Here is a 19230-nt window from a genome sequence, read left to right on the forward strand (position 1 = left end):
CAGACTTTTGATTTTTGCCAATAGTTCCCCAGAAATCAAAATTTTTTTAACTGGCTTTGAAAGCAAGCCCGTGCACGCTGGAGGCGGGATTCAATCAAAAGTGCATCCCAACACAGTCCCGGAAGGACTTTTGAGCCTCATCACCTTGATGTTTCCACCGAAATCCCTCACGCTCAATACAGGATTTTGGCTAAAAAACCCAGTTTTTCAACCCCAATCGGTCATTTCCACCGTGCTCCACATACATCCGGACAATCACACAATGCAGCGCCCGTCTTTTGGTGAAGTTGGGATGAACGGTGAGCCGGTAGATTTGTGACGGTACGGTCACTAGATTTTAGATTTTAGATTTTAGATTTACTCCAGAGATGAATCAGGGAACTGGAACTAAGATATAAAACTTTGGGCTGCTGGCGAATCCTGCGCCAGTTATGGGTTGGCGCAATTGTAGTTATGAATAATTTACCTGTTGATAATGCTGAAGCCATCAATTTTTTGATGGCATCTATCGGAGTCCAGGTAAAATTCTTACCTCCCTACTCGCCGGATTTATCTCCGATAGAGTTGTAGTGGACCAAAATCAAAGCGATTTTCCGTTCTGAAGCATATCCACCTTCAAATGTTCTTGATGAAGCGATTACTAAAGCTATTAAGGCTTTTACTGATGAAAATGCTTTACCATCCTTTCATCACTCTGGTCTCTGTTGAGAACAGACTAAATAGTTGATTTTTGTGGTAAATTCGATGGCTAATACCTGTGAGTTCAAATATTAAGTTTTTAGCCAATAGTTGCTTACTAATTGTTCTTAAATTCGAGCTGATCATTGACGATTAGCAAATTATCCGAAATTTGGTTCGGCATTAATTCCGAGAAAATTTCTACTATTTATTCCGAGCGGTGTGCTTCTAGTTGCGCTGGTGACACGTTGGAATTACTCTGGCTGTCGTACTTGTAGATGTGAGCGTCACTCTCGAAAATATAATTGATGGAAGTAGCTGCATAGTAGCTCAGCGCTAGCAGCGACAATAGATTAAGAACTCTATAAATTGGTTTCTCAGATACTTGGTTCATTTTGACTCCTACTTTTTATGCAAATAACTAATTTGGATACCGTGACGGCACTTTTTTTTAGAAGTTCCCAAACATCTCGCACCCCTAAAAATTTAGCTGGCTCCCGTTATACACTCATGAGGCGCGATCGCCAAAAATAAGTCGTACTTGAGATTTGAAACTGTTTTTGTTGCCTATTTCATATTGCAGTCTCTGCCTTGAATTGTGTATCTAACTGCGGTAAGAGTTAGGCTATTTGGACGCAAACGAACTCTACAATTTCCCGTTTAGAGCTGCTACGATTTGATGAAAGGGAGCTGAAAAAGGTTAAAGGGCAAAGAGCCTAGCTGTTTTTCAACGCCTAGCCAGGATTTTCCCACATTCGATTAATGGTACGTAGCCGCCGGTAGTATAAAAATTCTTAAGTTGGTCAGCTGCAGGCGAAAATATGTCGGAAGTTATATTTTTGCAAGCAAAAGGCAATGTTAGATTACATATTAATTTTGAGCTTGGTTGAGGTGGCAGATAATTTTTGAGTAAATAATTTTTGAGTAAAAAAATGTTGTGGTCGCTGTCCGATAAGTTGAGTCTGACAATTTTGCCTGAATAATTTTGACTGAACAATTTTGACTGAGCCGCACCATTAATTCAGGATGTGACAGAATAACTTTTAGGAATCAGTCGATTGGATACTTCGGCGAGGGCGAGCGTCAATCTTGCTTAGTTGAACGATTTGAGATTTGAGATTGATTCCACAGATGAATCTAAGAGCTTGAACAAAAGCCTAAATTTTTGGGTGGCTAACAACTCCTGTCGGAAACTTGTATCCGTTTTTGGGCGGGTGCAAAAAGCAGAAGGCAGAATGTGATAGCGGTAAAAAAATACTGTTTTAGGATTCAGAATTTTTATTTGATTCTACCTTCTCGCTGATCTTTTTTACAAGGAAACAAGATAAATTACGCGCTGCCAGGAGCGATGCACGCCGAATAATTTAGGACGAGATAAGCGACTGTGTTGCAGCCAGTTACTTCCACAATTTATTATAATTCTTGCTCACATTGAGCAGTTTTTACAACAGACTTTTTGCTGGTAATTTGCAAAAGGGATAGGGGCAGAACAACAGGCCAAAACAAAGGCCCCATTATTAAGGCTATCCAAGATATCACGTCTTTTTTAGATGTCGCTGTATCATTCAAAAAACTTTTGAACCAAACAAGAAAAACGATTAAGGCAATCGAAAAGTAGCTAATCATTATCATTTTTTTACCTCCCTGTCTATAGATGGGATAGAAGTATTTATAATTATTGTATCTCAGGCCGTGGCTCCTCGATCGCAACTTTATGCCCTGAGCTGCAAGTTGCAAGTTTCTAAAACCCAAAGTTTCACAGCTATCCAAGTCCAGAGCCTGCGATGTTGAGCGGACTTACTTCCGCTGCGCGGCGGTCTTGGGAACTCAAAGCCTTGTGTTCAGCGCTTTTCGAGGTTTTGTCAAACCTTGAGGCTACCACCCAAATTATAGCTTATGCGATCGAGGTCTGTGGTTTTGTGTGATTTAAATCACCTATACTGGCAGACTTCGGTCACAAATCGACCCAAGAACGATCACACAGCTTAGCCGACTGCAATCACCCTACTTTTTTCTCAAATGCTCGATATTATAATAGTCGAGTTCAACGAGATTTCATGCAAGCTCTGACTTTAAAATCTGATCGCGCGATCGCTGAACTGTTCTATCAAGTCACTCATTCAGGCCATCTGACTCGCACTCAAAGCCACGGACTGCGCGAACTCTGCCAAAGCGCTCTCAGCGAAGACGCCAGAGATGCAGTCAACCGCCTGCTGCACGCCATCCGCCGCGGATGGGTCAGGATTTCCGATTAGTCCCCTCACACAAAAAGTTGAGATGAGTATTTTTACTTTCTCTCCTGTCAAGCTTTGCCAACAATAAGATTTTCGTGAGTAGGTCGCTCCATTAACCCTCTCAAAAAAAAATTGTACTGCGATCGAAAAGCTCGACCCGGTTTCTTGAAGAAGCCGGGATTTTTGATTTGAAGCAGCCAGTCGATTTTAGATTTTAGATTTTAGATTTTAGATTTTAGATTGACTTCACAGATGAATCTGGGAGCTGAAACTAGAGCTTAAAATTTTGGGCTGCTGGGGACTTCTATCGAAAACTTGTATCTGCCTTTGGGCGGGTCATTAAGTATATACACGGAAGAAAGACCATACCAAGAAACTAGGTAAATGTAGGTAAAAGCCGGCTTCTAAACACGCTAAAAGTTTTACATTGAATTAAGCCGAGCGATTTCGCTAGCCGTGATTAGTAATCTATTAATAGATAAATATTAATTTATTTGTCACCGTTTCTTAACCAAAAGTAGAGACGTGGGGGTTGCCAGAAGCGAGGAATCGGGACGGGGTTTATGTTTCAAGTAGCAGGGCGATCGAGGAAATATCAGATCCCCAAGTTCGGCTGACACAAATCACTCATCAACAGCCAATCGATCACATTTACTCCCGTAGTTGAATCACATAAATTTTGGAAAAATCAGTCAATACTGTCAAAAGTGAGTTCAAAGAAAAAACACATGATGCCAACCCAAACGCTGTTACCTCAATTTACTATTGCAGAGCTAGTCTTTCAGGTATATCACTCCGGTCTGCTGACTCCCACTCACCGACAACAGCTCAAGACAGCGCTGTTAAATGACAGTCTTACCGAAGAAGATCAAACAGCCATTAACCGCTTGCTCCACGCCGTTCGCCGAGGCTGGCTGAAAGTTGTAGATTAAATTATCGCCAATTTTTTTGGCCACTCTCTTTAAATGAACTGTCAGTCAATTTTGGATTTTAGACTTCCGCAAGCACTCAGTCGAACCGTGGAGTCCCGCTTACTCGAACAATTTGAGATTTTAGACTTACTCCACAGATGAATCTGGGAGCTTGAACAAGACTCTAAAATTTTTGCCTCTCCACAACACGAGTCCGGGGCTTCTCTCGATTTTTGGGCGCAGGAGATTAACGCAGAATTAAATCCCCTTAAAAAAATCAGGCATTAGCCTAAATGTAGGGTGCACCACAGGCACCCTGCGGTTTTAACTTCTATTTTCTCAGCTTATTTAGTCAGAGATTGTGCCGTCAGGCATCATGGCCTCTCTCAGATTCGCTTCATTCAAATTTGTCCCGCGCAAAGAAGCTTGATGCAAGTTTGCTCCCCGGAGATTTGCTCCCTTAAGGGAAACTCCGCTCAAATCGGCTCGATGGAGATTTGCACAGCTCAAGTTAGCTCCGCTCAAATCGGCTCCCTTCAAATCAGCTTTTTCCAGATTGGCTTCCGTCAAATTTGCCCAACTCAGATTTGCTTGAGTTAAGTTAGCACGGCTGAGGTCAGCTTGTGTTAAGTTCGCATCGGTTAAATTTGCTTTACTGAGGTTGATTCCGCAAAGTTTTACTTCTGTCAAGTTTGCACCTTGCAAGTTCGCGTTAACTGCATAAACTTGAATCAAAATTGCCCCCTGAAGGTTTGCATCTCTCATGTCTGCACCCCTGAGACTCGCCCCCGTTAAATCGGCCCCGCTGAACAGGACACTCCGCAAGATGGCTCCGCTCAAGTTCGCTCCCACCGCCTCGCATTCGCCAAAATTAGCGGACATGAGGTTGGCTTGGGAGAGGTTGGCTTGGCTGATATCTGCTTGATACAGATTAGCTCTGTAGAGGGTGAGGCCGATCGAATTTGCACCTTTTAAATTAGCGTGACTCAGGTCAATATCGCGCAAATTTGTCCTTGACATATGGGCACCGCTCAGGTCTACTTTGTGAAAAACCCGTTCTCCGGCTGCATACCGTCTGAGAAGTTCATCTGCATCCATGTCATTTTCCCCAAAATAATTAATAATACCTTTGATATTTCAATAATATTAGGAATGAGTGACCTTTACGTTTCTTGGCCTGAGTACCATCGGAAAATTGAGGATTTGGCTGTAAAAATTGAGGAATCTCAGTGGAAATTCGATCGAATTGTCTGTCTGGCGAGGGGAGGGCTGCGGGTTGGAGATACTCTGTCGCGGATTTTCGACAAACCTCTGGCGATTTTAGCTGCCTCGTCCTATGGTGGGGCCGAGGGAAATGTCCGAGGTGCGATCGAGTTTGCCCGCGATTTGACAATGGTGGGCGATAATTTGGGCAGCCGCATTCTCCTGGTTGACGATTTGGTGGATTCGGGAATTAGTTTAGAGCAAGGTATCGCTTGGCTCAACAGTCGCTACGGCGAGGATATTCAGGAAATTCGGACTGCTGTGCTTTGGTACAAGGCTTGTTCTGTTGCAAAGCCGGATTATTATGTAGATTATTTGGCTGACAATCCTTGGATTCACCAACCTTTTGAAATGTACGAAAAGATGAGTGCGGCTGATTTGGCGGCGCAAGTTGGGAGTTAGTGTATAAAAGGCTAACATCTGGTCAACTTTTAACATGGTTTGGGGGATATTTTGCACTTTTTGGCATAGTCCGTCCGGGGTTTCAACCCCTGTCTCATAGCTAAAGTCCTCTCAAAGAAAACTGAATATTTATTAAGGTTTGGCAATCTGTTTCAACTCCGATCTTGCACCATTCTCAATAAGCCTTTTATGGGCGGGCTAGAAGCCCACCCCACAAAAAAATTCACTCTTTGTGGAACAGGCATTTTGCCTGTTCTTGAGAATGGTGCAATCTCTCAATTTCAACCAACTTTAGCTATGAGACGGGGAATTAATTCCTCGGCGGGCTTGTGGGTAAGTGCAAGTCTGCTGATACCATTAGCGAACCGAAAGAATCCGATCGCCCAATTCCATACTATCTGCCAAAACTTCCTGCCGGGCCCACCTATCCGCCGCCAAAATATCGTCTAAACCAGGACTTTCACAGTTATCGGCTTGATGTTTGTCGCACGCCTTCTCAATCAACTTTGGAATATCCAAAAACTGAATCTTCTCCTGTAAAAATAGCGCTACAGCCTGTTCGTTTGCCGCATTCAGCACCGCCGGCATCGAACCGCCCGCACGTCCCGCCGCATAAGCCAACTGCATACAAGGATACTTTTCGTGGTCGGGTTCTCGGAAAGTTAAATCTCCAGCTTTTACCAAATCCAGCCGTTCCCAATCTGTATGAATTCGCTCCGGCCAAGACAAAGCGTAAAGCAGCGGCAAGCGCATATCCGGCCATCCCAATTGCGCCAAAACAGAGGTATCTTGCAGCTCAATTAACGAGTGAATTATGCTCTGAGGATGGATGACAATATCAATGTCGTCATAATCCATTCCGAACAAGTAATGAGCCTCAATTACTTCTAATCCTTTATTCATCAAAGTAGCAGAATCGATCGTGATTTTCTGCCCCATCGACCAATTCGGATGTTTCAAAGCATCGGCTACTGTTACTCCTGCTAATTTGTCGATCGGCAAATCTCGAAAAGAACCGCCCGAAGCAGTGAGAATAATTCGTCGCAACCCGCCAACCATAACACCTTGGAGGCATTGAAAAATTGCTGAATGTTCCGAGTCAGCAGGCAATATTTTAACGCCGTATTTTTCGATTAAAGGGTTGACAACGGGGCCCCCTGCGATTAATGTTTCTTTATTGGCTAAGGCAATATCTTTGCCTGCTTTGATAGCCGCAATTGTTGGCAGCAAACCGGCGCAGCCAACTATGCCCGTGACAACGGCTTGAGCGTCACCGTATTGGGCAACTTCGACAACGCCTGACTCGCCAGCAAGTAAAATAGGTTGAGGGTCGAGATCTGCGATCGCCTCTTTCAATTCCTGTAATTGATCTTCGTCGCAAATCGCGACAATTTCCGGTCGAAACTGGCGAATTTGCTGGGCCAGCAACGTTACATTTCGTCCGGCGGTTAACCCGACAATCCGAAATTGATCGGGGTATTGAGCTACAATATCCAGAGTCTGAGTGCCGATGGAGCCTGTGGAGCCGAGAAGAGTTATTGCTTTCACAATTTTTTAATGTTTTGTGGATTATTCTAATATTACGATTGCGGGGATAAAAATTAGTGGTTAACTATTGCGTGGAAAGCACATTCGATGGAATCATATTTTGAGTGACCACCTAGTGCCAGATTTCATGCAGAATAGGGAAAATTTTGCTGATGACCGTGAGGACATCAGTGTCTCGATCTCCGAAAATATAGAGGAAGGTCGATCGCAGCTACCGTCGAGTTTGGTTTGGGCGATCGCTACTGCTGCAGCAATTTTCTTTTTGTGTAGCAGTTTACGGCACGCTTTATTCCAATCAACTGCTTTCGATTTGGGAATTTTTGACCAAGCAATTTACTTGATCAGCCAAAACCAAACGCCTTTTTCTTCTTTAATGGGGATTCATATTTTGGGCGATCACGCAGCGGTAATCTATTATCCGCTAGCTTGGCTGTACAAAATTTCCCCGGATGTGCATTGGCTGCTGTTGGTACAAGCAGTTGCTTTATCCCTGGGGGCTTGGCCTACGTGGAGTTTAGCGCGTTTGGCAGGTTTAAATCAAGAACAATCGCGTGCGATCGCATTGATTTATTTGCTCTATCCGGTGGTATTTAACATCAATTTATTTGATTTTCACCCGGAAGTAATCGCTTTACCCGCACTTTTGGCAGCAATTTTGGCGGCGCGTTTAAATAAAATTGTGTGGTTTTGTACCGCTATTGTGTTAGTTATCAGTTGCAAGGCGGTTTTGTCCCTAACCGTTGTTGCGATGGGTTTCTGGCTGTTTTTTTGCGAAAAAAAGCAACGGTACGGGGCGATCGCACTTTTGCTCGGTGCAGCTTGGTTTTTGATAGCTTCCCAGAAAATCATCCCCTTCTTTAGCGGCAGCGAAGTCGCTGGAGTCGGGCGCTACAGCTATTTAGGTAAATCCGTACTAGAAATTATCATCAATCTCATATTAAAACCACAGTTAGTATTAGGAAAAATTCTTTCATTCGATACATTCAAATATTTATTTCTCCTCACCTTACCTGTGATTTGGCTTCTATTGCCATTTTCTGGCAAACTACGCCTAAAATATCTAACAGCGCTAATTCCTGCCATCCCTACCCTGCTCATCAATATCCTCTCTGACTTGTCATTTCAACGCAGCTTAGCCTATCAGTATTCAGTGCCTGTAATTCCATTTTTATTTTTAGCAGTAATCGCGAAGGAAGAAACAAGGAACAGGGAAGAAATAAAAGGCAACCAGGAAGAGGATAAAGCAAATAAGCAACATTTTTTAACATCGGTCAATCTGCCACAATTTAAAAAATTCCGAATTTCTCAACTTTGGCAGGGAATTCAATTGCCGAGAATCATGATAATTTGGTCATTACTAATTTTCCTATGTGTGGGCGAATATAAAGATTTTTATCTGTACCTAAATAGACTAGATACCTGGCAAGCTACACGCGAAGCAGTCGCACAAGTTCAACCGCAAAGCAGTATTTTAACAGATAATAGACTTGCCCCTCACTTTACCCACCGCTCAATAGTAAAATTGCTGTCACAAATTTCGCCCCAAACAAATTTAGCTGAATTTCAATACATATTATTAAACCTGCGCCATCCCTGGCCTGATACTGAAAAACTTGGTGCTACTTTAGCAAATAAACTTAAAACTTCTCCCGATTTTAAATTAACTTATCAAAAAAACGAAGTCCTGCTATTTAAACGAAGGGCTGATTAAACCAATAAAATGCTAACTTTAAAATCCCTAAAATCTCATCCATTAGTTTTAATGATTGTCGTGACAACGATAGTCTTATTTGCCGCCAGCAGCGCGCGACACGCTTTGTTTCAGTCAACTGCATTCGACTTAGCAATTTTTGACCAAGCAATTTATTTAATATCCCAAAATCAAACGCCATTTTCCTCTTTAATGGCAATTAATATTTGGGGCGATCACGCCGCTTTTATTTTCTATCCACTAGCTTTAGTGTACAAAATATATCCAGATGTTCACTGGCTTTTTTTAGTGCAAGCTGTTTCCCTAGCTTTAGGCGCTTGGCCGAGTTGGAGTTTGGCACGTCAAGCCGGATTAAACGAGCAAAAAGCAATTGCAATTTCAGCCGTATATCTGCTTTATCCCGCAGTATTTAATGTCAATCTCTTCGACTTCCACCCAGAGGTAATTGCTTTACCAGCACTGCTAGCAGCAATCTTAGCCGCTAGGCTGAATAAAACCTTGTGGTTTTGTGCTGCTATTGTATTAGTTTTGAGCTGCAAAGCCGTGCTATCTTTAACTGTGGCTGCGATGGGTTTTTGGCTGTTGTGTTTTGACAAAAAACGCAATTGTGGGCTCATAGCTCTCTTTCTAGGGGCGGGTTGGTTTCTGGTAGTTACTCAGGCAGTTATACCGTATTTTAATCAGGGAAGAGAACACGCGGGGATCGGGCGATATCAATATTTGGGAAACTCGGTTTTTGAAATTGCTATTAATTTAATAGTGAAACCAAATCTAGTTTTAGGGCGTTTGTTTTCTTTAGATACTTTTGAATATTTAGCGTTATTGCTATTACCTGTAATTTTGTGGCTGTCCCCGCGTCATCTGTCATCTTTAATTAGTGCTGTGCCGATGTTGGGGATGAATATTCTTTCCGATATCCCCGCTCAGCGGGATTTAATTCATCAATATTCTGTGCCGATATTGCCGTTTTTGTTGGTTGCTGTAATTTCCAGTTTAGCAGCTAGCAATCAGCAAAAGGGAAAGACAATATTTGATAGATTGCCAATTCCTAATTATCCATTGCCTAGAGTCCTTGTAATTTGGTCGTTGATTGCTTTCTTAGCTTTAGCGAAATACGGCTATTTTTGGACTATTTATTTAAATGGCATCGACACTTTGCCCGCTACCAGAGAAGCAATTTCTCTTGTTGAAACCAAAGGCAGTGTTTTAACAAATGCTCAGATTGCTCCGCACTTAGCGCACCGCCCTGTAGTAAAATTAACTCAGGCTAACGCGCCGCCTGCAAATCTCGCAGAATTTGATTATGTATTGCTGAACCTCAGATATCCTGGCTGGATGAGCGATCGAGAATTTGTTAAAAACCTAGTAACTCAACTAAAAAACACCCCACAATTTCAACTAAAATATCAGCGAGACGACATATACCTATTTACTAAGAGTCATTAGTCATTAGTCAGTAGTCAACAGTCAACAAATTCGCGCTAATCCTCCACTTTCAAAGCCCTTCTTGCCAACTTCACGTAAGTTTTCACAGTTTCATAAGGCATTTCCAAATCAGCAGCAATATCAAACAAAGATTCCCCCAATTCCCTGCGCGCCAAAATCGTCGCCCAAGTTTCAGCAATCTCAGCAGCGCGACTTCCGCCTGTACGCTTTCTGTGCGCCATAAACTTCTGTGTCAATTCATCTATTCGCGCCGCCAATACGCTTTGTATCGACACTTCAGGTAGCGCTTGTGTCAACCATTGTGCTCGCGTTTGTCCCAATCCAAAAGTTGTTTTGTGGCCAGTGCCGCAATAAGGCGCTAACCGCCCCAAAGCATAAAATAATTGTACAAAATCAGGGCGATTGTGAGCCGATCGCCCTAGCCCCAATTCCACAGCCCCCGTGAACCCCGTTACCATGCCTTTTTTGCCCGCTGCTACCTTTTGCGACTCCAATTTGTGGCGGCTAATAATTACATTCTCATCAATCCAATTCAAAAATTCTGCTTGGTCAAAATTTAGCCGCGAAAAGTTATTCCAGCGGCGTAAATAGCTGTGAAAAACATTTTCGGGAACTGGCAAAGGGAAGTGATGACCTTTGCTACGAAAGCTTGTAGGAGTCACAAAACTAAGTTTGATGGTGGGCGAAAAGGGGGGCTCTGCTGTTAATAATTGCTGGTAAGTTGTGGGAGCAAAAGCAATATCCCAAGAGCGAATTAGCAGCGGAGCATTTCGCAAATCTATCTCTTGGGGCAAATTTTGCACCCACTGACTCAGCCACTGCACTACTTGCTTTGAAAGTCCTGTTACGTACCAGCGATAAATTCGATCGCCCAAAAGCTGAAATTCTTTGCCACCAGGGAGCAAATCACCTTCCAATCCCGAAATAGTAAAGGCTTTTTCTGACTGTTCATCGTGCAAAAGTTGCGATAAATCCGGGTCAGTTTGCTGTACTTGACCTAAAAACCAAGCGTGCAAACCTATAGCATACTGCGCGTACAGATAGCTAGCAGCGCGGGGAGTCAATTCAAACACTAATCCGACTAACTCGGTGTCAGCCGGCCAAATCAGCCCAGAGGGAGGAGATTTTTTGCTGTGGGTGCGGTTCGGGGAAGTTGCCATCAGATGCCGTGCCTATAGCCGTCACAGAAAGAGCGCCGTGCTATCTTATCCGATTTTTATCCCCTTTGGGGGATGATAGTTGAGGGCGATCGACTGCCCAAATCTTTTGGCAGCTCCAAAAACCCGGTCTGCAGCAAGTTTCCCGAACCCTCCGGGATAGAGAAAAACCACTAAAAAACCGACAACCTAAAACTCAATCTTTGTCAAGGTTTTCCTCCTTGTAAGTAAACAGAAATATACAAGTGTTTAAAATCCTATTCTGCGCTACAATTGTCAAAAGCTCGTAGCATCCTCAACTCCGATCCTAAACTATGAACACAACAGAAAAATCTAAACTCTCCAACGAAAAAACTTTGGAGGCGATGAAGAATTTCTCCGAAACCTACGCTAAGCGCACGGGAACTTACTTTTGTTCCGAGCCTTCCGTCACTGCTGTCGTGATAGAAGGACTAGCAAAACACAAGGATGAACTAGGCGCTCCCTTATGCCCTTGTCGCCATTACGAAGATAAAGAAGCCGAAGTAAAAGCCGCCTACTGGAACTGTCCGTGCATTCCCATGCGCGAGCGCAAAGAGTGTCACTGTATGTTATTTTTAACGCCAGATAACGATTTCGCGGGAACTACTCAGGAAATTGGAATGGATCAGATTCAAGCTGTCAGAGAGACTATGTAATCGGTTAAGTAGGCGGTCGTTAAATGGCAGTAGTTTTGAAAACAGGTCGTGATTTTTCCTATTTTTAAGACTTAGCTATTAAAAAAAATCGATCGCCGCCTACTCAAACAGGTATTCGCAATCGAAAATCCCCAATTTTCACTCGAATGACAGAGGAAATCTCGCTGGAGTTTTGCCAAGGTATCGAACAGTTTAACAGCCAAGAATTTTACGCTTGTCACGATACTTTAGAGGCTTTGTGGATGGAAGCCGGGGAGCCGGAAAAAAGGTTTTATCAGGGAATATTGCAAATTGCGGTCGCGCTTTATCACTTAGGAAATCAAAACTGGCGCGGTGCAGTAATTTTGCTTGGAGAAGGAATAAATCGGCTCAGTTATTATCAGCCGAGTTATGCCGGAATTGCCGTTGAAGACTTGCTGGGACAAAGTGCTAAACTTTTGAGCGCTTTGCAACAAGCTGGCCCGGAAGAAGTAGCTAAATTTCAACTGTTGTTCGCAGGTACAGAAGTTGCAGGCTTGCAATTGCCGCGAATTATCAAAGTACCAAAAAGTTAAATAAATGTTTGTATTAGGGTGTGCAGTATACTTGGCCTCTACACAGAGGAGGGCTGGCTTTCTTGCCGGCTGCCCAAGTATATTAATTTGCTGTGGAACGAGCAAGAGGCTCGTTCCCGGTTAAGACAGTTGTAGCCACTCAGCAAAATAACCAATTAAATTCGCTGTTGTCTTGCTAGGATAATTGGTTGAGACTATCGGGTCAATCGATCGACCTCACGGGAATCTTTCTGGCCGTTAAGATAAAATATCTAACTGGAGATAATGCCCTTCAGCAATTTCACAAATATTGAGGCTCCAAGCTTATGATGCCCTCCGCTAAACTACTCAATTCCAGAATATTCAAAGGATTATCGCTGCTGTTGCCCCTCACTCTGGCAGGCGCGATCGCCTCTCCCACTTACCCGCAAGCCGGGCCGCCCCGCACTCTCAGTGTGCGATCGGACATTCAAGAAGCCGACTCCAAAACCGGCATCGTGACTGCCCGTGGCAACGTCCAAATTAACTATCCAGCCCGCCAAATACAAGCAACTGCGGCTCAAGCTCAATATTTCAGCCGCGAGCGCCGGATCATTCTCAGCGGAGATGTTTACGTATTGCAGCAGGGCAACAGCCTGCGCGGCGAAACCATAACATACCTCATCGACGAAGGGCGGTTTATTGCCCTGCCAAACAACCCAGGACAGGTAGAATCTGTCTATCTGGTTGCCCCGGAACAAGATGCGGCAGCTCAAAATGCAGTTGGCTCCCCACGTCCAACTACAGCCCCCCGGTAAAAGTGGACCGCAGCAGCGAAATTTCGCCTCAGCCAAAACATACTACTTGGGATAGATGCGAAATTTCGTGTTTATAAAACTAACAAACTTGAAAAGGTAAAATTTAAATTAGAGAGTCGATCGCACAAAGCCGCAGTCTGAAATTAGCTTGTAGAGCTTGCCGGGAGCGAAAATGAAAATTGTACTCGAAAATATTCACAAATCCTACGGAAAACGCAATGTAGTTAGTCGCGTCAACCTTTCGGTAGCGCAAGGAGAAATCGTAGGACTGCTAGGCCCCAACGGTGCCGGCAAAACCACCACATTTTACATAGCAACCGGATTAGAAAAACCAAATCAAGGCACCGTTTGGCTAAACGATTTAGACATCACTAAATTGGCGATGCACCAGCGAGCGCATTTGGGAATTGGCTATCTCGCTCAAGAAGCAAGCATTTTCCGAAACCTGAGCGTGCGGGACAACATTTTGTTAGTCCTAGAACAAACTCAAGTGCCGCGCTGGGAATGGCGCGATCGAGTTGATTTCCTATTGCAAGAATTTCGCTTAGAAAAAATAGCATCTAGTTTGGGAATTCAAATATCGGGGGGAGAAAGGCGACGGACTGAACTGGCCAGAGCATTAGCCGCAGGGCGAGACGGCCCGATGTTCCTATTTTTAGACGAACCGTTTGCAGGCGTCGATCCGATCGCAGTAGACGAAATTCAAACCATTATTGCTAAATTGCGCGATCGTAAAATCGGCATCCTCATCACAGATCACAACGTCCGAGAAACCCTCGAAATTACCGATCGAGCCTACATCATGCGAGACGGTCAAATTTTAGCCTCCGGGGCGGAAGAAGAACTCTACAGCAACCCTTTAGTGCGACAGTATTACTTAGGTGACAACTTCGTGCGATAGTCTTTTGAAGGCATTCCCCATGGCCATAATTTTAGATTCGAGATGTTAGATTGAGGAGCAAACTGCAAAAAGCCCAAACTATGAAAATAGCAATATCCAATTCTTTGAATCCCATCAACTGGCTGCCGAGAATTTCAGTAATGGACTGGTACATTACCAAAGAACTAATCGGCCCCTTTTTATTTGGCGTCGGACTCTTTACATCCGTCGCCGTCACAGTTGGAGCTTTATTTGAATTAGTCCGCAGAGTAGCAGAATCCGGCCTCCCCTACAGCGCAGCCATAGAAATTTTTCTCCTGCAAATTCCCTACTTCGTAGTGTTGGCTTTCCCGATGTCGATGCTGCTAGCAACCTTAATGGCCTACAGCCGAATGTCCAGCGACAGCGAACTCATAGCCCTCCGCAGTTGCGGAGTCAGCGTATACCGATTGATACTGCCTGCTGTGATAATGAGTTTAATTGTTGCAGGCTTCACCTTTGCTTTGCAAGAGTTAGTTGTACCCGCCGCCAGCTACAGAGCTACTCTGACTTTAGATAGAGCCTTGAAGCGAGAAAAACCGACATTTCAAGATAGAAATATTATCTACACAGAATTTCGCAAACCCGAAAAAGGCGGCGACGAAATCCTGGCCCGCTTTTTTTATGCAGAACAATTTGACGGCCAGCAAATGAAAGGTTTAACAATTATCGATCGCTCCACCCCAGGCCTCAATCAAATCGTTTCTTCAGAATCCGCTACTTGGAATCCCTCAGAAAATACCTGGGATTTTTTCAACGGAACCGCTTATATAGTAGCTCCTGATGGCTCTTACCGCAATATAGTTAGGTTTCAACACCAGCAATTGCAACTCCCCCGCACGCCCTTAGATTTAGCTGCTAGAGCGCGGGATTTCAAGGAAATGAACATTGCCCAAGCCTTAGAGCGTTTGGATATCCTTAAAAACAGCGGCGACGAACCGCAAATTCGCAAATTAAAGGTGCGAATTCAAGAAAAATATGCTTTTCCTTTCGTGTGCATGGTATTTGGTTTAGTGGGAGCAGCTTTGGGAACTCAACCGCGCCGCTCCGGCCGAGGAACGAGTTTTGGTATTAGCGTAGTTGTGATTTTTACTTACTACGTATTTTCTTTCATCACCAGTTCTATGGGTGTGAAAGCTGTTTTGACTCCGATTCTGTCGGCTTGGCTGCCGATCGTGTTTGGCTTGGGGATCGGGGGATTGTTGTTGGTGCGGGCCGCCGCTAGGTAAGTTTTACCACTAACATTGGGAATAGGTAATTCGGAACTTGTACTGCCGTTCCACTGCCTTCGGCTCCCTTCCCTTCGACTACGCTGAGAAGAACCGAAGTCGAAGGCCATGAACCGCGTAGCCTAAGTCTTGGGAATTGATAATATCGTTTTCGTGGCCGAACTTCTTTCATTTAAGGATTAGAAAAAGTATTGATTTCGCCGCCGCCAATGTAGCGTCCCGGAGCCAGGGAGCCTGGTGTAGCAAAAGTTTGAGGTTGAATGGGCTGCACGCCCTGATTTGTGTTTTGGGGAACAACTCCAAAGTTAGGCTGACCCGCCGGCAAATTAAGCTGACTCGGTGGAGGTGTTTGAAATTGAGAATTCGCTGCATTGGGAGAGAATTGAGGGCTAATTATCTTGCTTCCCCCAATCCCACTTGGAAAGGGAGATGGGCCGACATTTGGAAGTAGAGGTGTTGGCGAAGGTATGGCTACTGGAAGTGCCACAGGTTGAACTTCAGGTGCGAAGCCTGAGCCAGATAAATTAGTTTGGTAGGGATTTTTCGGCAAAGCCACCGTTGTAGCCCCTGCATTAATTTCGGGAAGGCTCGGTACTCGGGAAGTTAACCCCGCTAATGATTCAGGGAGTGTAGCTGTCGGTTTTAAGAATTCTTGAGATTCCTTGCTCACAGTATTTGTCGGAGCCACAAGTGGGGGAAGTGCTGTGGGAACATTCACAGGATTTGCTCCACTTTGAGCTGTAGCGGTCGTTGGGAGCAAATTTGTCGCATTTCCTGCAGCCGGATCGGAAGCAGGTCGATCGAGCAATGTAGCCGAGTCTGCTGTTTTCTCAGCCTCCGCCGCCGTTGCCGAAGTGTTAGCAACGACGTATTTTTTCATAGCTGCTTGCAGCGGACTCAAAGGCAGAGAATTTTCGTTTTGTTTATCTGAATTAGCATCACTCGACGCCTGCGATAAAGTTGCTGTCGCTGTACCCCCAGACTCAGGCTTGATCGTTTTTATCCCGGAAGTCAGTCTCCCACTGCCAGATAAACTCAACGCTGATGTTGCGTTTGAACTTGGCAAGCTGGAATTTTGGGGGTTATTGTTTCCGGCCTCGACAGCAGGTGTTGCTAAATTTGGCAAGGGGAAAAATCCGCTGCTTCCTACTTGCTTGGCGGCGGAAGATGGCTGAGGAGTTTCTAAGCCCCGATCTCGAAGTTCCTCGAATAAACCTTTGCTTTTTACTACGGATGAATTTAACAAGTTCACTTCAGAAGCAGTAGAGCCATTAAACTGATTGACTAGCACTGGTGAGCTGTCGATTTCAGCCGCAATGGCAGTATCTTCAGCAGATAGTCCCGATAGCGAAGCTGGAGTGTTTGAGGCTGGTTCTTCTTCGCCATCTATGCTCAACCTTTCTGGATTTACAGAGACCTCCCAGATAAATAACCCCCCCGCACAGAGCACGGCTAGAGGAGCCCAAACCGCCGGTTGGGTCCAGTGGCGCAAGCGCGCTATTAGATAGCGGACAGATGTAGGAAATCGTTTTAAAATTGGCATAGTTTTGCTTCCATCCGATCGTGCGGATTTAAAACTATTTTTCCTAGTCTACCACATCAATCTTGATTATTTTTGCTATGCCGGGGTAAGTGCGATCGCGAGCATCTCGGTTTGGCTTTTACTTTCGGTGTGCGATCGTCCGGCTCGCTATATTTATAGACTTTGCTGTGCGGGACGGATCGAACTCCCAAAAAACGCTTTTTACTTTCTGCAGAGATGCTCCGAGTACGATCGAACTTTTGATTGAAAGTTGCAAAAGCTCAATGCAACAGGTGAAACCCCATAAAGCACTGGTAGAAATATGTCTTGCTTTCCTTAAATCAAGAGGCATAAGATGATAAAATATTATGGGGTGCTGTGTCCGGTCTGCCGGGTCTGTCAGCAGATCGACCTCAAACCAAAATGTCAAGGTAAAATTGGCAATTGCTGAGAACAAAACCCAAGGAAAGTTGAGAGGAAATTAATGAAAAAAGTAGTAGAAGTATTAGCAAATCGGGAACAACTGATAGATCGATCGCTGGAGATTGTGCTGTCGAAAATCTCCGAAGCCATAGCCGAACGCGGACTTTGTACGATCGCCGCAGCGGGCGGAAGCACACCAGAACCCCTTTACAGAGCGATCGCAGCCCAAGACCTGCCTTGGGAAAAAATTCACGTTTTCTGGGGCGACGAACGCTACGTTCCCCCAGAACACCCAGATAGCAATCAAAAAATGGCGCGCCTCGCGTGGCTCGATCGAGTGAATATCCCCGCCAGCAACATCCACCCCATGCCCACAGGCGCCGGCGACCCCGCAGCCGACGCGGCGGCGCACCAAACCGAATTGCAGCAGTTCTTCAAAGTATCCGAGGGCGAGTTTCCTGCCTTCGACATTATTTTATTGGGTATAGGAGACGACGCCCACACAGCCTCTCTATTTCCCGGCACAGCAGCCTTGGAAGTCCGGGATGCCCTAGTAACTGTCGGCAACAAAGACGGTCAACCCCGCATTACCTTTACAGTCCCCTTAATCAACCGGGCTCGGTGCGTCATCTTCATGGTCGCAGGAGCCAGCAAACAACCCGCCCTAGCTCAAATTTTTGCCCCCGCAGCCGACGAAATGACCTATCCAGCCAGACTCGTTCAACCAGAAGGCGAACTTTGGTGGCTGCTCGATGCGGCTGCTGGCTCCTCCGTAAAATAGCCGACAGATCCGCAAGCGTGCCAGCATAGTCAGCATTATCACTAACTCAATCTTGCCCCTGACAGCTAACGTCACGGCGTCAGCTCAGTTGCTAGTATTAGCGAAGCAATATAAGAATTGTGGCGGTTAAAGTTAAAATTTGACCATATACACGAGTATTTTTATGAGGCTGATTTGAAAATCTGGCCGATAGCAAGGAGAAATCGATGATTGTCTGTCCCAATTGCAATCACCAGAACCCCGACGGGGCCAGCCAGTGTGAGGCTTGCTACACGCCTTTACCTGTTACCGCAAGTTGCTCGAACTGCGGTGCAGCAGTTCAGACAGATGCAGCATTTTGCGGTCAGTGTGGCTTTAACTTGCGTCCGGGTTCCATAGTTCCAGAAGTTGAGGTGACAGTACCGTCCCCCTCGCCTGTAGGCCCCACAGTGGTATCGTCACCGGCGCCGGATTTAGTCCCACCCGATCCCCTGATGGCGGAACCTCTAGTTACCCTGAATAAGGGCCTTAACTTGGAAAAAACTCCCGCCAGCATTCCGACGATTCCCGATCCCCCGCCTTCGCCCTCGGTTCCTGTTACAACTGAATCGGTGGCAACACCAGTAAATATCTCTCCTCCGGTTCCGGGCCCACCGCCAGCAGGTGTAGCTAAAACTCAACTGCAACAGCAGTCGGCGCGCCTGCTACACGTTCAGACAAATACGCCGATGGAATTGCCTCACAGTCTGTCTGTGGTTCACATAGGCAAGCCAAATGACTTAGTACCGCCGGATATTGATGTTTCGGGATTTGCTAATTCTGAGATAGTTTCTCGGGTACACGCAAATCTCCGGGTGGAGGGAGATGCTTGCTACCTAGAAGATGTAGGCAGTTCCAACGGCACTTACGTCAACAATACTCCGCTACCCAAGGGAAACCGCCACCGGTTGCGACCGGGAGACCGCATCTCTCTGGGCAAAGGAGACCTGGTTACGTTTTTATTTCAAATCTCTTAGAGCG

21 protein-coding genes are annotated in these 19230 nt (G+C 45.2%); 15 read left to right on the forward strand and 6 right to left on the reverse strand.

The window, feature by feature from the left end:
- The first annotated feature begins 7 nt into the window (after positions 1-7).
- The gene (locus tag NDI35_RS04585) at positions 8-319 is read left to right on the forward strand and encodes a hypothetical protein (protein ID WP_445311684.1); all 312 of its coding nucleotides are present in this window, start codon (positions 8-10) and stop codon (positions 317-319) included.
- A gap of 83 nt (positions 320-402) precedes the next feature.
- Positions 403-570: a transposase gene (locus tag NDI35_RS04590; protein ID WP_445311685.1), complete on the forward strand. Its 168-nt coding sequence runs from the start codon at positions 403-405 to the stop codon at positions 568-570.
- A 316-nt stretch (positions 571-886) separates the two neighbouring features.
- Here the strand turns inward: NDI35_RS04590 and NDI35_RS04595 are convergent, their stop codons facing one another.
- Positions 887-1072 carry a hypothetical protein gene (locus tag NDI35_RS04595; protein WP_445311686.1) on the reverse strand — a complete coding sequence of 62 codons (186 nt, stop codon included), beginning with the start codon at positions 1070-1072 and terminating at the stop codon, positions 887-889.
- A gap of 1019 nt (positions 1073-2091) precedes the next feature.
- Positions 2092-2310, reverse strand: coding sequence for a hypothetical protein (locus NDI35_RS04600; RefSeq protein WP_445311687.1), 219 nt, complete (start codon positions 2308-2310; stop codon positions 2092-2094).
- Positions 2311-2735: 425 nt separating this feature from the next.
- Here NDI35_RS04600 and NDI35_RS04605 point away from each other — a divergent pair, with 425 nt between their 5' ends.
- Together NDI35_RS04605 and NDI35_RS04610 are read left to right on the forward strand one after the other, a co-directional pair.
- Positions 2736-2933, forward strand: coding sequence for a hypothetical protein (locus tag NDI35_RS04605; RefSeq protein WP_445311688.1), 198 nt, complete (start codon positions 2736-2738; stop codon positions 2931-2933).
- A 710-nt stretch (positions 2934-3643) separates the two neighbouring features.
- A complete protein-coding gene (locus tag NDI35_RS04610) occupies positions 3644-3844 on the forward strand; it encodes a hypothetical protein (protein WP_445311886.1) in 201 nt (66 codons plus the stop codon).
- Positions 3845-4171: 327 nt separating this feature from the next.
- On the opposite strand, the gene NDI35_RS04615 is transcribed toward NDI35_RS04610, so the two are convergent.
- Positions 4172-4921, reverse strand: coding sequence for a pentapeptide repeat-containing protein (locus NDI35_RS04615; protein ID WP_445311689.1), 750 nt, complete (start codon positions 4919-4921; stop codon positions 4172-4174).
- Between the two features lie 54 nt (positions 4922-4975).
- On the opposite strand from NDI35_RS04615, the gene NDI35_RS04620 reads away from it, so the two are divergent.
- On the forward strand, positions 4976-5488 hold the full coding sequence (locus NDI35_RS04620) for a phosphoribosyltransferase (protein WP_445311690.1): 513 nt from the start codon (positions 4976-4978) through the stop codon (positions 5486-5488).
- A gap of 357 nt (positions 5489-5845) precedes the next feature.
- Here NDI35_RS04620 and dxr read toward each other — a convergent pair whose 3' ends face one another.
- Positions 5846-7036 (reverse strand): 1-deoxy-D-xylulose-5-phosphate reductoisomerase, encoded by a 1191-nt coding sequence (dxr, locus tag NDI35_RS04625; RefSeq protein WP_333327841.1) that lies wholly within the window; start codon positions 7034-7036, stop codon positions 5846-5848.
- Between the two features lie 127 nt (positions 7037-7163).
- Here dxr and NDI35_RS04630 point away from each other — a divergent pair, with 127 nt between their 5' ends.
- Together NDI35_RS04630 and NDI35_RS04635 are read left to right on the forward strand one after the other, a co-directional pair.
- On the forward strand, positions 7164-8747 hold the full coding sequence (locus NDI35_RS04630; protein WP_445311691.1) for a DUF2079 domain-containing protein: 1584 nt from the start codon (positions 7164-7166) through the stop codon (positions 8745-8747).
- 9 nt (positions 8748-8756) lie between these two features.
- Positions 8757-10193, forward strand: coding sequence for a DUF2079 domain-containing protein (locus NDI35_RS04635; RefSeq protein ID WP_445311692.1), 1437 nt, complete (start codon positions 8757-8759; stop codon positions 10191-10193).
- A gap of 35 nt (positions 10194-10228) precedes the next feature.
- On the opposite strand, the gene cas6 is transcribed toward NDI35_RS04635, so the two are convergent.
- A complete protein-coding gene (cas6, locus tag NDI35_RS04640; RefSeq protein ID WP_445311693.1) occupies positions 10229-11353 on the reverse strand; it encodes a CRISPR-associated endoribonuclease Cas6 in 1125 nt (374 codons plus the stop codon).
- A gap of 311 nt (positions 11354-11664) precedes the next feature.
- Here cas6 and NDI35_RS04645 point away from each other — a divergent pair, with 311 nt between their 5' ends.
- From NDI35_RS04645 to NDI35_RS04665, 5 genes are all read left to right on the forward strand, one after another.
- Positions 11665-12027, forward strand: a complete 363-nt coding sequence (locus NDI35_RS04645) for a ferredoxin-thioredoxin reductase catalytic domain-containing protein (protein ID WP_015174029.1) — start codon at positions 11665-11667, stop codon at positions 12025-12027.
- 146 nt (positions 12028-12173) lie between these two features.
- Positions 12174-12581 carry a DUF309 domain-containing protein gene (locus tag NDI35_RS04650; RefSeq protein ID WP_445311694.1) on the forward strand — a complete coding sequence of 136 codons (408 nt, stop codon included), beginning with the start codon at positions 12174-12176 and terminating at the stop codon, positions 12579-12581.
- 305 nt (positions 12582-12886) lie between these two features.
- Positions 12887-13357 (forward strand): LptA/OstA family protein, encoded by a 471-nt coding sequence (locus tag NDI35_RS04655; protein ID WP_445311695.1) that lies wholly within the window; start codon positions 12887-12889, stop codon positions 13355-13357.
- A 172-nt stretch (positions 13358-13529) separates the two neighbouring features.
- Complete coding sequence (gene lptB / locus NDI35_RS04660) at positions 13530-14258, forward strand: LPS export ABC transporter ATP-binding protein (protein WP_333068222.1); 729 nt, start codon at positions 13530-13532, stop codon at positions 14256-14258.
- 80 nt (positions 14259-14338) lie between these two features.
- On the forward strand, positions 14339-15505 hold the full coding sequence (locus NDI35_RS04665) for an LptF/LptG family permease (protein ID WP_445311696.1): 1167 nt from the start codon (positions 14339-14341) through the stop codon (positions 15503-15505).
- 172 nt (positions 15506-15677) lie between these two features.
- Here NDI35_RS04665 and NDI35_RS04670 read toward each other — a convergent pair whose 3' ends face one another.
- Positions 15678-17048 carry a hypothetical protein gene (locus NDI35_RS04670; RefSeq protein WP_445311697.1) on the reverse strand — a complete coding sequence of 457 codons (1371 nt, stop codon included), beginning with the start codon at positions 17046-17048 and terminating at the stop codon, positions 15678-15680.
- A 4-nt stretch (positions 17049-17052) separates the two neighbouring features.
- Between NDI35_RS04670 and NDI35_RS04675 the strand changes: the two genes are divergently transcribed.
- From NDI35_RS04675 to NDI35_RS04685, 3 genes are all read left to right on the forward strand, one after another.
- On the forward strand, positions 17053-17295 hold the full coding sequence (locus NDI35_RS04675; RefSeq protein ID WP_445311698.1) for a hypothetical protein: 243 nt from the start codon (positions 17053-17055) through the stop codon (positions 17293-17295).
- Between the two features lie 216 nt (positions 17296-17511).
- Entirely contained in the window at positions 17512-18231 is a 720-nt protein-coding gene (gene pgl / locus NDI35_RS04680) for a 6-phosphogluconolactonase (RefSeq protein WP_445311699.1), read from the forward strand.
- A gap of 206 nt (positions 18232-18437) precedes the next feature.
- Positions 18438-19226, forward strand: a complete 789-nt coding sequence (locus NDI35_RS04685; RefSeq protein WP_445311700.1) for a double zinc ribbon and FHA domain-containing protein — start codon at positions 18438-18440, stop codon at positions 19224-19226.
- Positions 19227-19230: the final 4 nt, after the last annotated feature.

Source organism: Microcoleus vaginatus FACHB-2002, from assembly GCF_040004035.1.
GTDB lineage: Bacteria > Cyanobacteriota > Cyanobacteriia > Cyanobacteriales > Microcoleaceae > Microcoleus > Microcoleus vaginatus_C.

Bases quoted from the DNA above. Each gene is read 5' to 3' on its own strand.
- NDI35_RS04685 (WP_445311700.1), top strand. From the start codon at position 18,438: ATGATTGTCTGTCCCAATTGCAATCACCAGAACCCCGACGGGGCCAGC.
- NDI35_RS04665 (WP_445311696.1), top strand. From the start codon at position 14,339: ATGAAAATAGCAATATCCAATTCTTTGAATCCCATCAACTGGCTGCCG.
- pgl (WP_445311699.1), top strand. From the start codon at position 17,512: ATGAAAAAAGTAGTAGAAGTATTAGCAAATCGGGAACAACTGATAGAT.
- NDI35_RS04605 (WP_445311688.1), top strand. From the start codon at position 2,736: ATGCAAGCTCTGACTTTAAAATCTGATCGCGCGATCGCTGAACTGTTC.
- NDI35_RS04615 (WP_445311689.1), bottom strand. From the start codon at position 4,921: ATGGATGCAGATGAACTTCTCAGACGGTATGCAGCCGGAGAACGGGTT.
- NDI35_RS04595 (WP_445311686.1), bottom strand. From the start codon at position 1,072: ATGAACCAAGTATCTGAGAAACCAATTTATAGAGTTCTTAATCTATTG.
- NDI35_RS04670 (WP_445311697.1), bottom strand. From the start codon at position 17,048: ATGCCAATTTTAAAACGATTTCCTACATCTGTCCGCTATCTAATAGCG.
- cas6 (WP_445311693.1), bottom strand. From the start codon at position 11,353: ATGGCAACTTCCCCGAACCGCACCCACAGCAAAAAATCTCCTCCCTCT.
- NDI35_RS04645 (WP_015174029.1), top strand. From the start codon at position 11,665: ATGAACACAACAGAAAAATCTAAACTCTCCAACGAAAAAACTTTGGAG.
- NDI35_RS04650 (WP_445311694.1), top strand. From the start codon at position 12,174: ATGACAGAGGAAATCTCGCTGGAGTTTTGCCAAGGTATCGAACAGTTT.
- NDI35_RS04635 (WP_445311692.1), top strand. From the start codon at position 8,757: ATGCTAACTTTAAAATCCCTAAAATCTCATCCATTAGTTTTAATGATT.
- NDI35_RS04620 (WP_445311690.1), top strand. From the start codon at position 4,976: ATGAGTGACCTTTACGTTTCTTGGCCTGAGTACCATCGGAAAATTGAG.
- NDI35_RS04610 (WP_445311886.1), top strand. From the start codon at position 3,644: ATGCCAACCCAAACGCTGTTACCTCAATTTACTATTGCAGAGCTAGTC.
- NDI35_RS04630 (WP_445311691.1), top strand. From the start codon at position 7,164: ATGCAGAATAGGGAAAATTTTGCTGATGACCGTGAGGACATCAGTGTC.
- NDI35_RS04655 (WP_445311695.1), top strand. From the start codon at position 12,887: ATGATGCCCTCCGCTAAACTACTCAATTCCAGAATATTCAAAGGATTA.
- NDI35_RS04600 (WP_445311687.1), bottom strand. From the start codon at position 2,310: ATGATAATGATTAGCTACTTTTCGATTGCCTTAATCGTTTTTCTTGTT.
- lptB (WP_333068222.1), top strand. From the start codon at position 13,530: ATGAAAATTGTACTCGAAAATATTCACAAATCCTACGGAAAACGCAAT.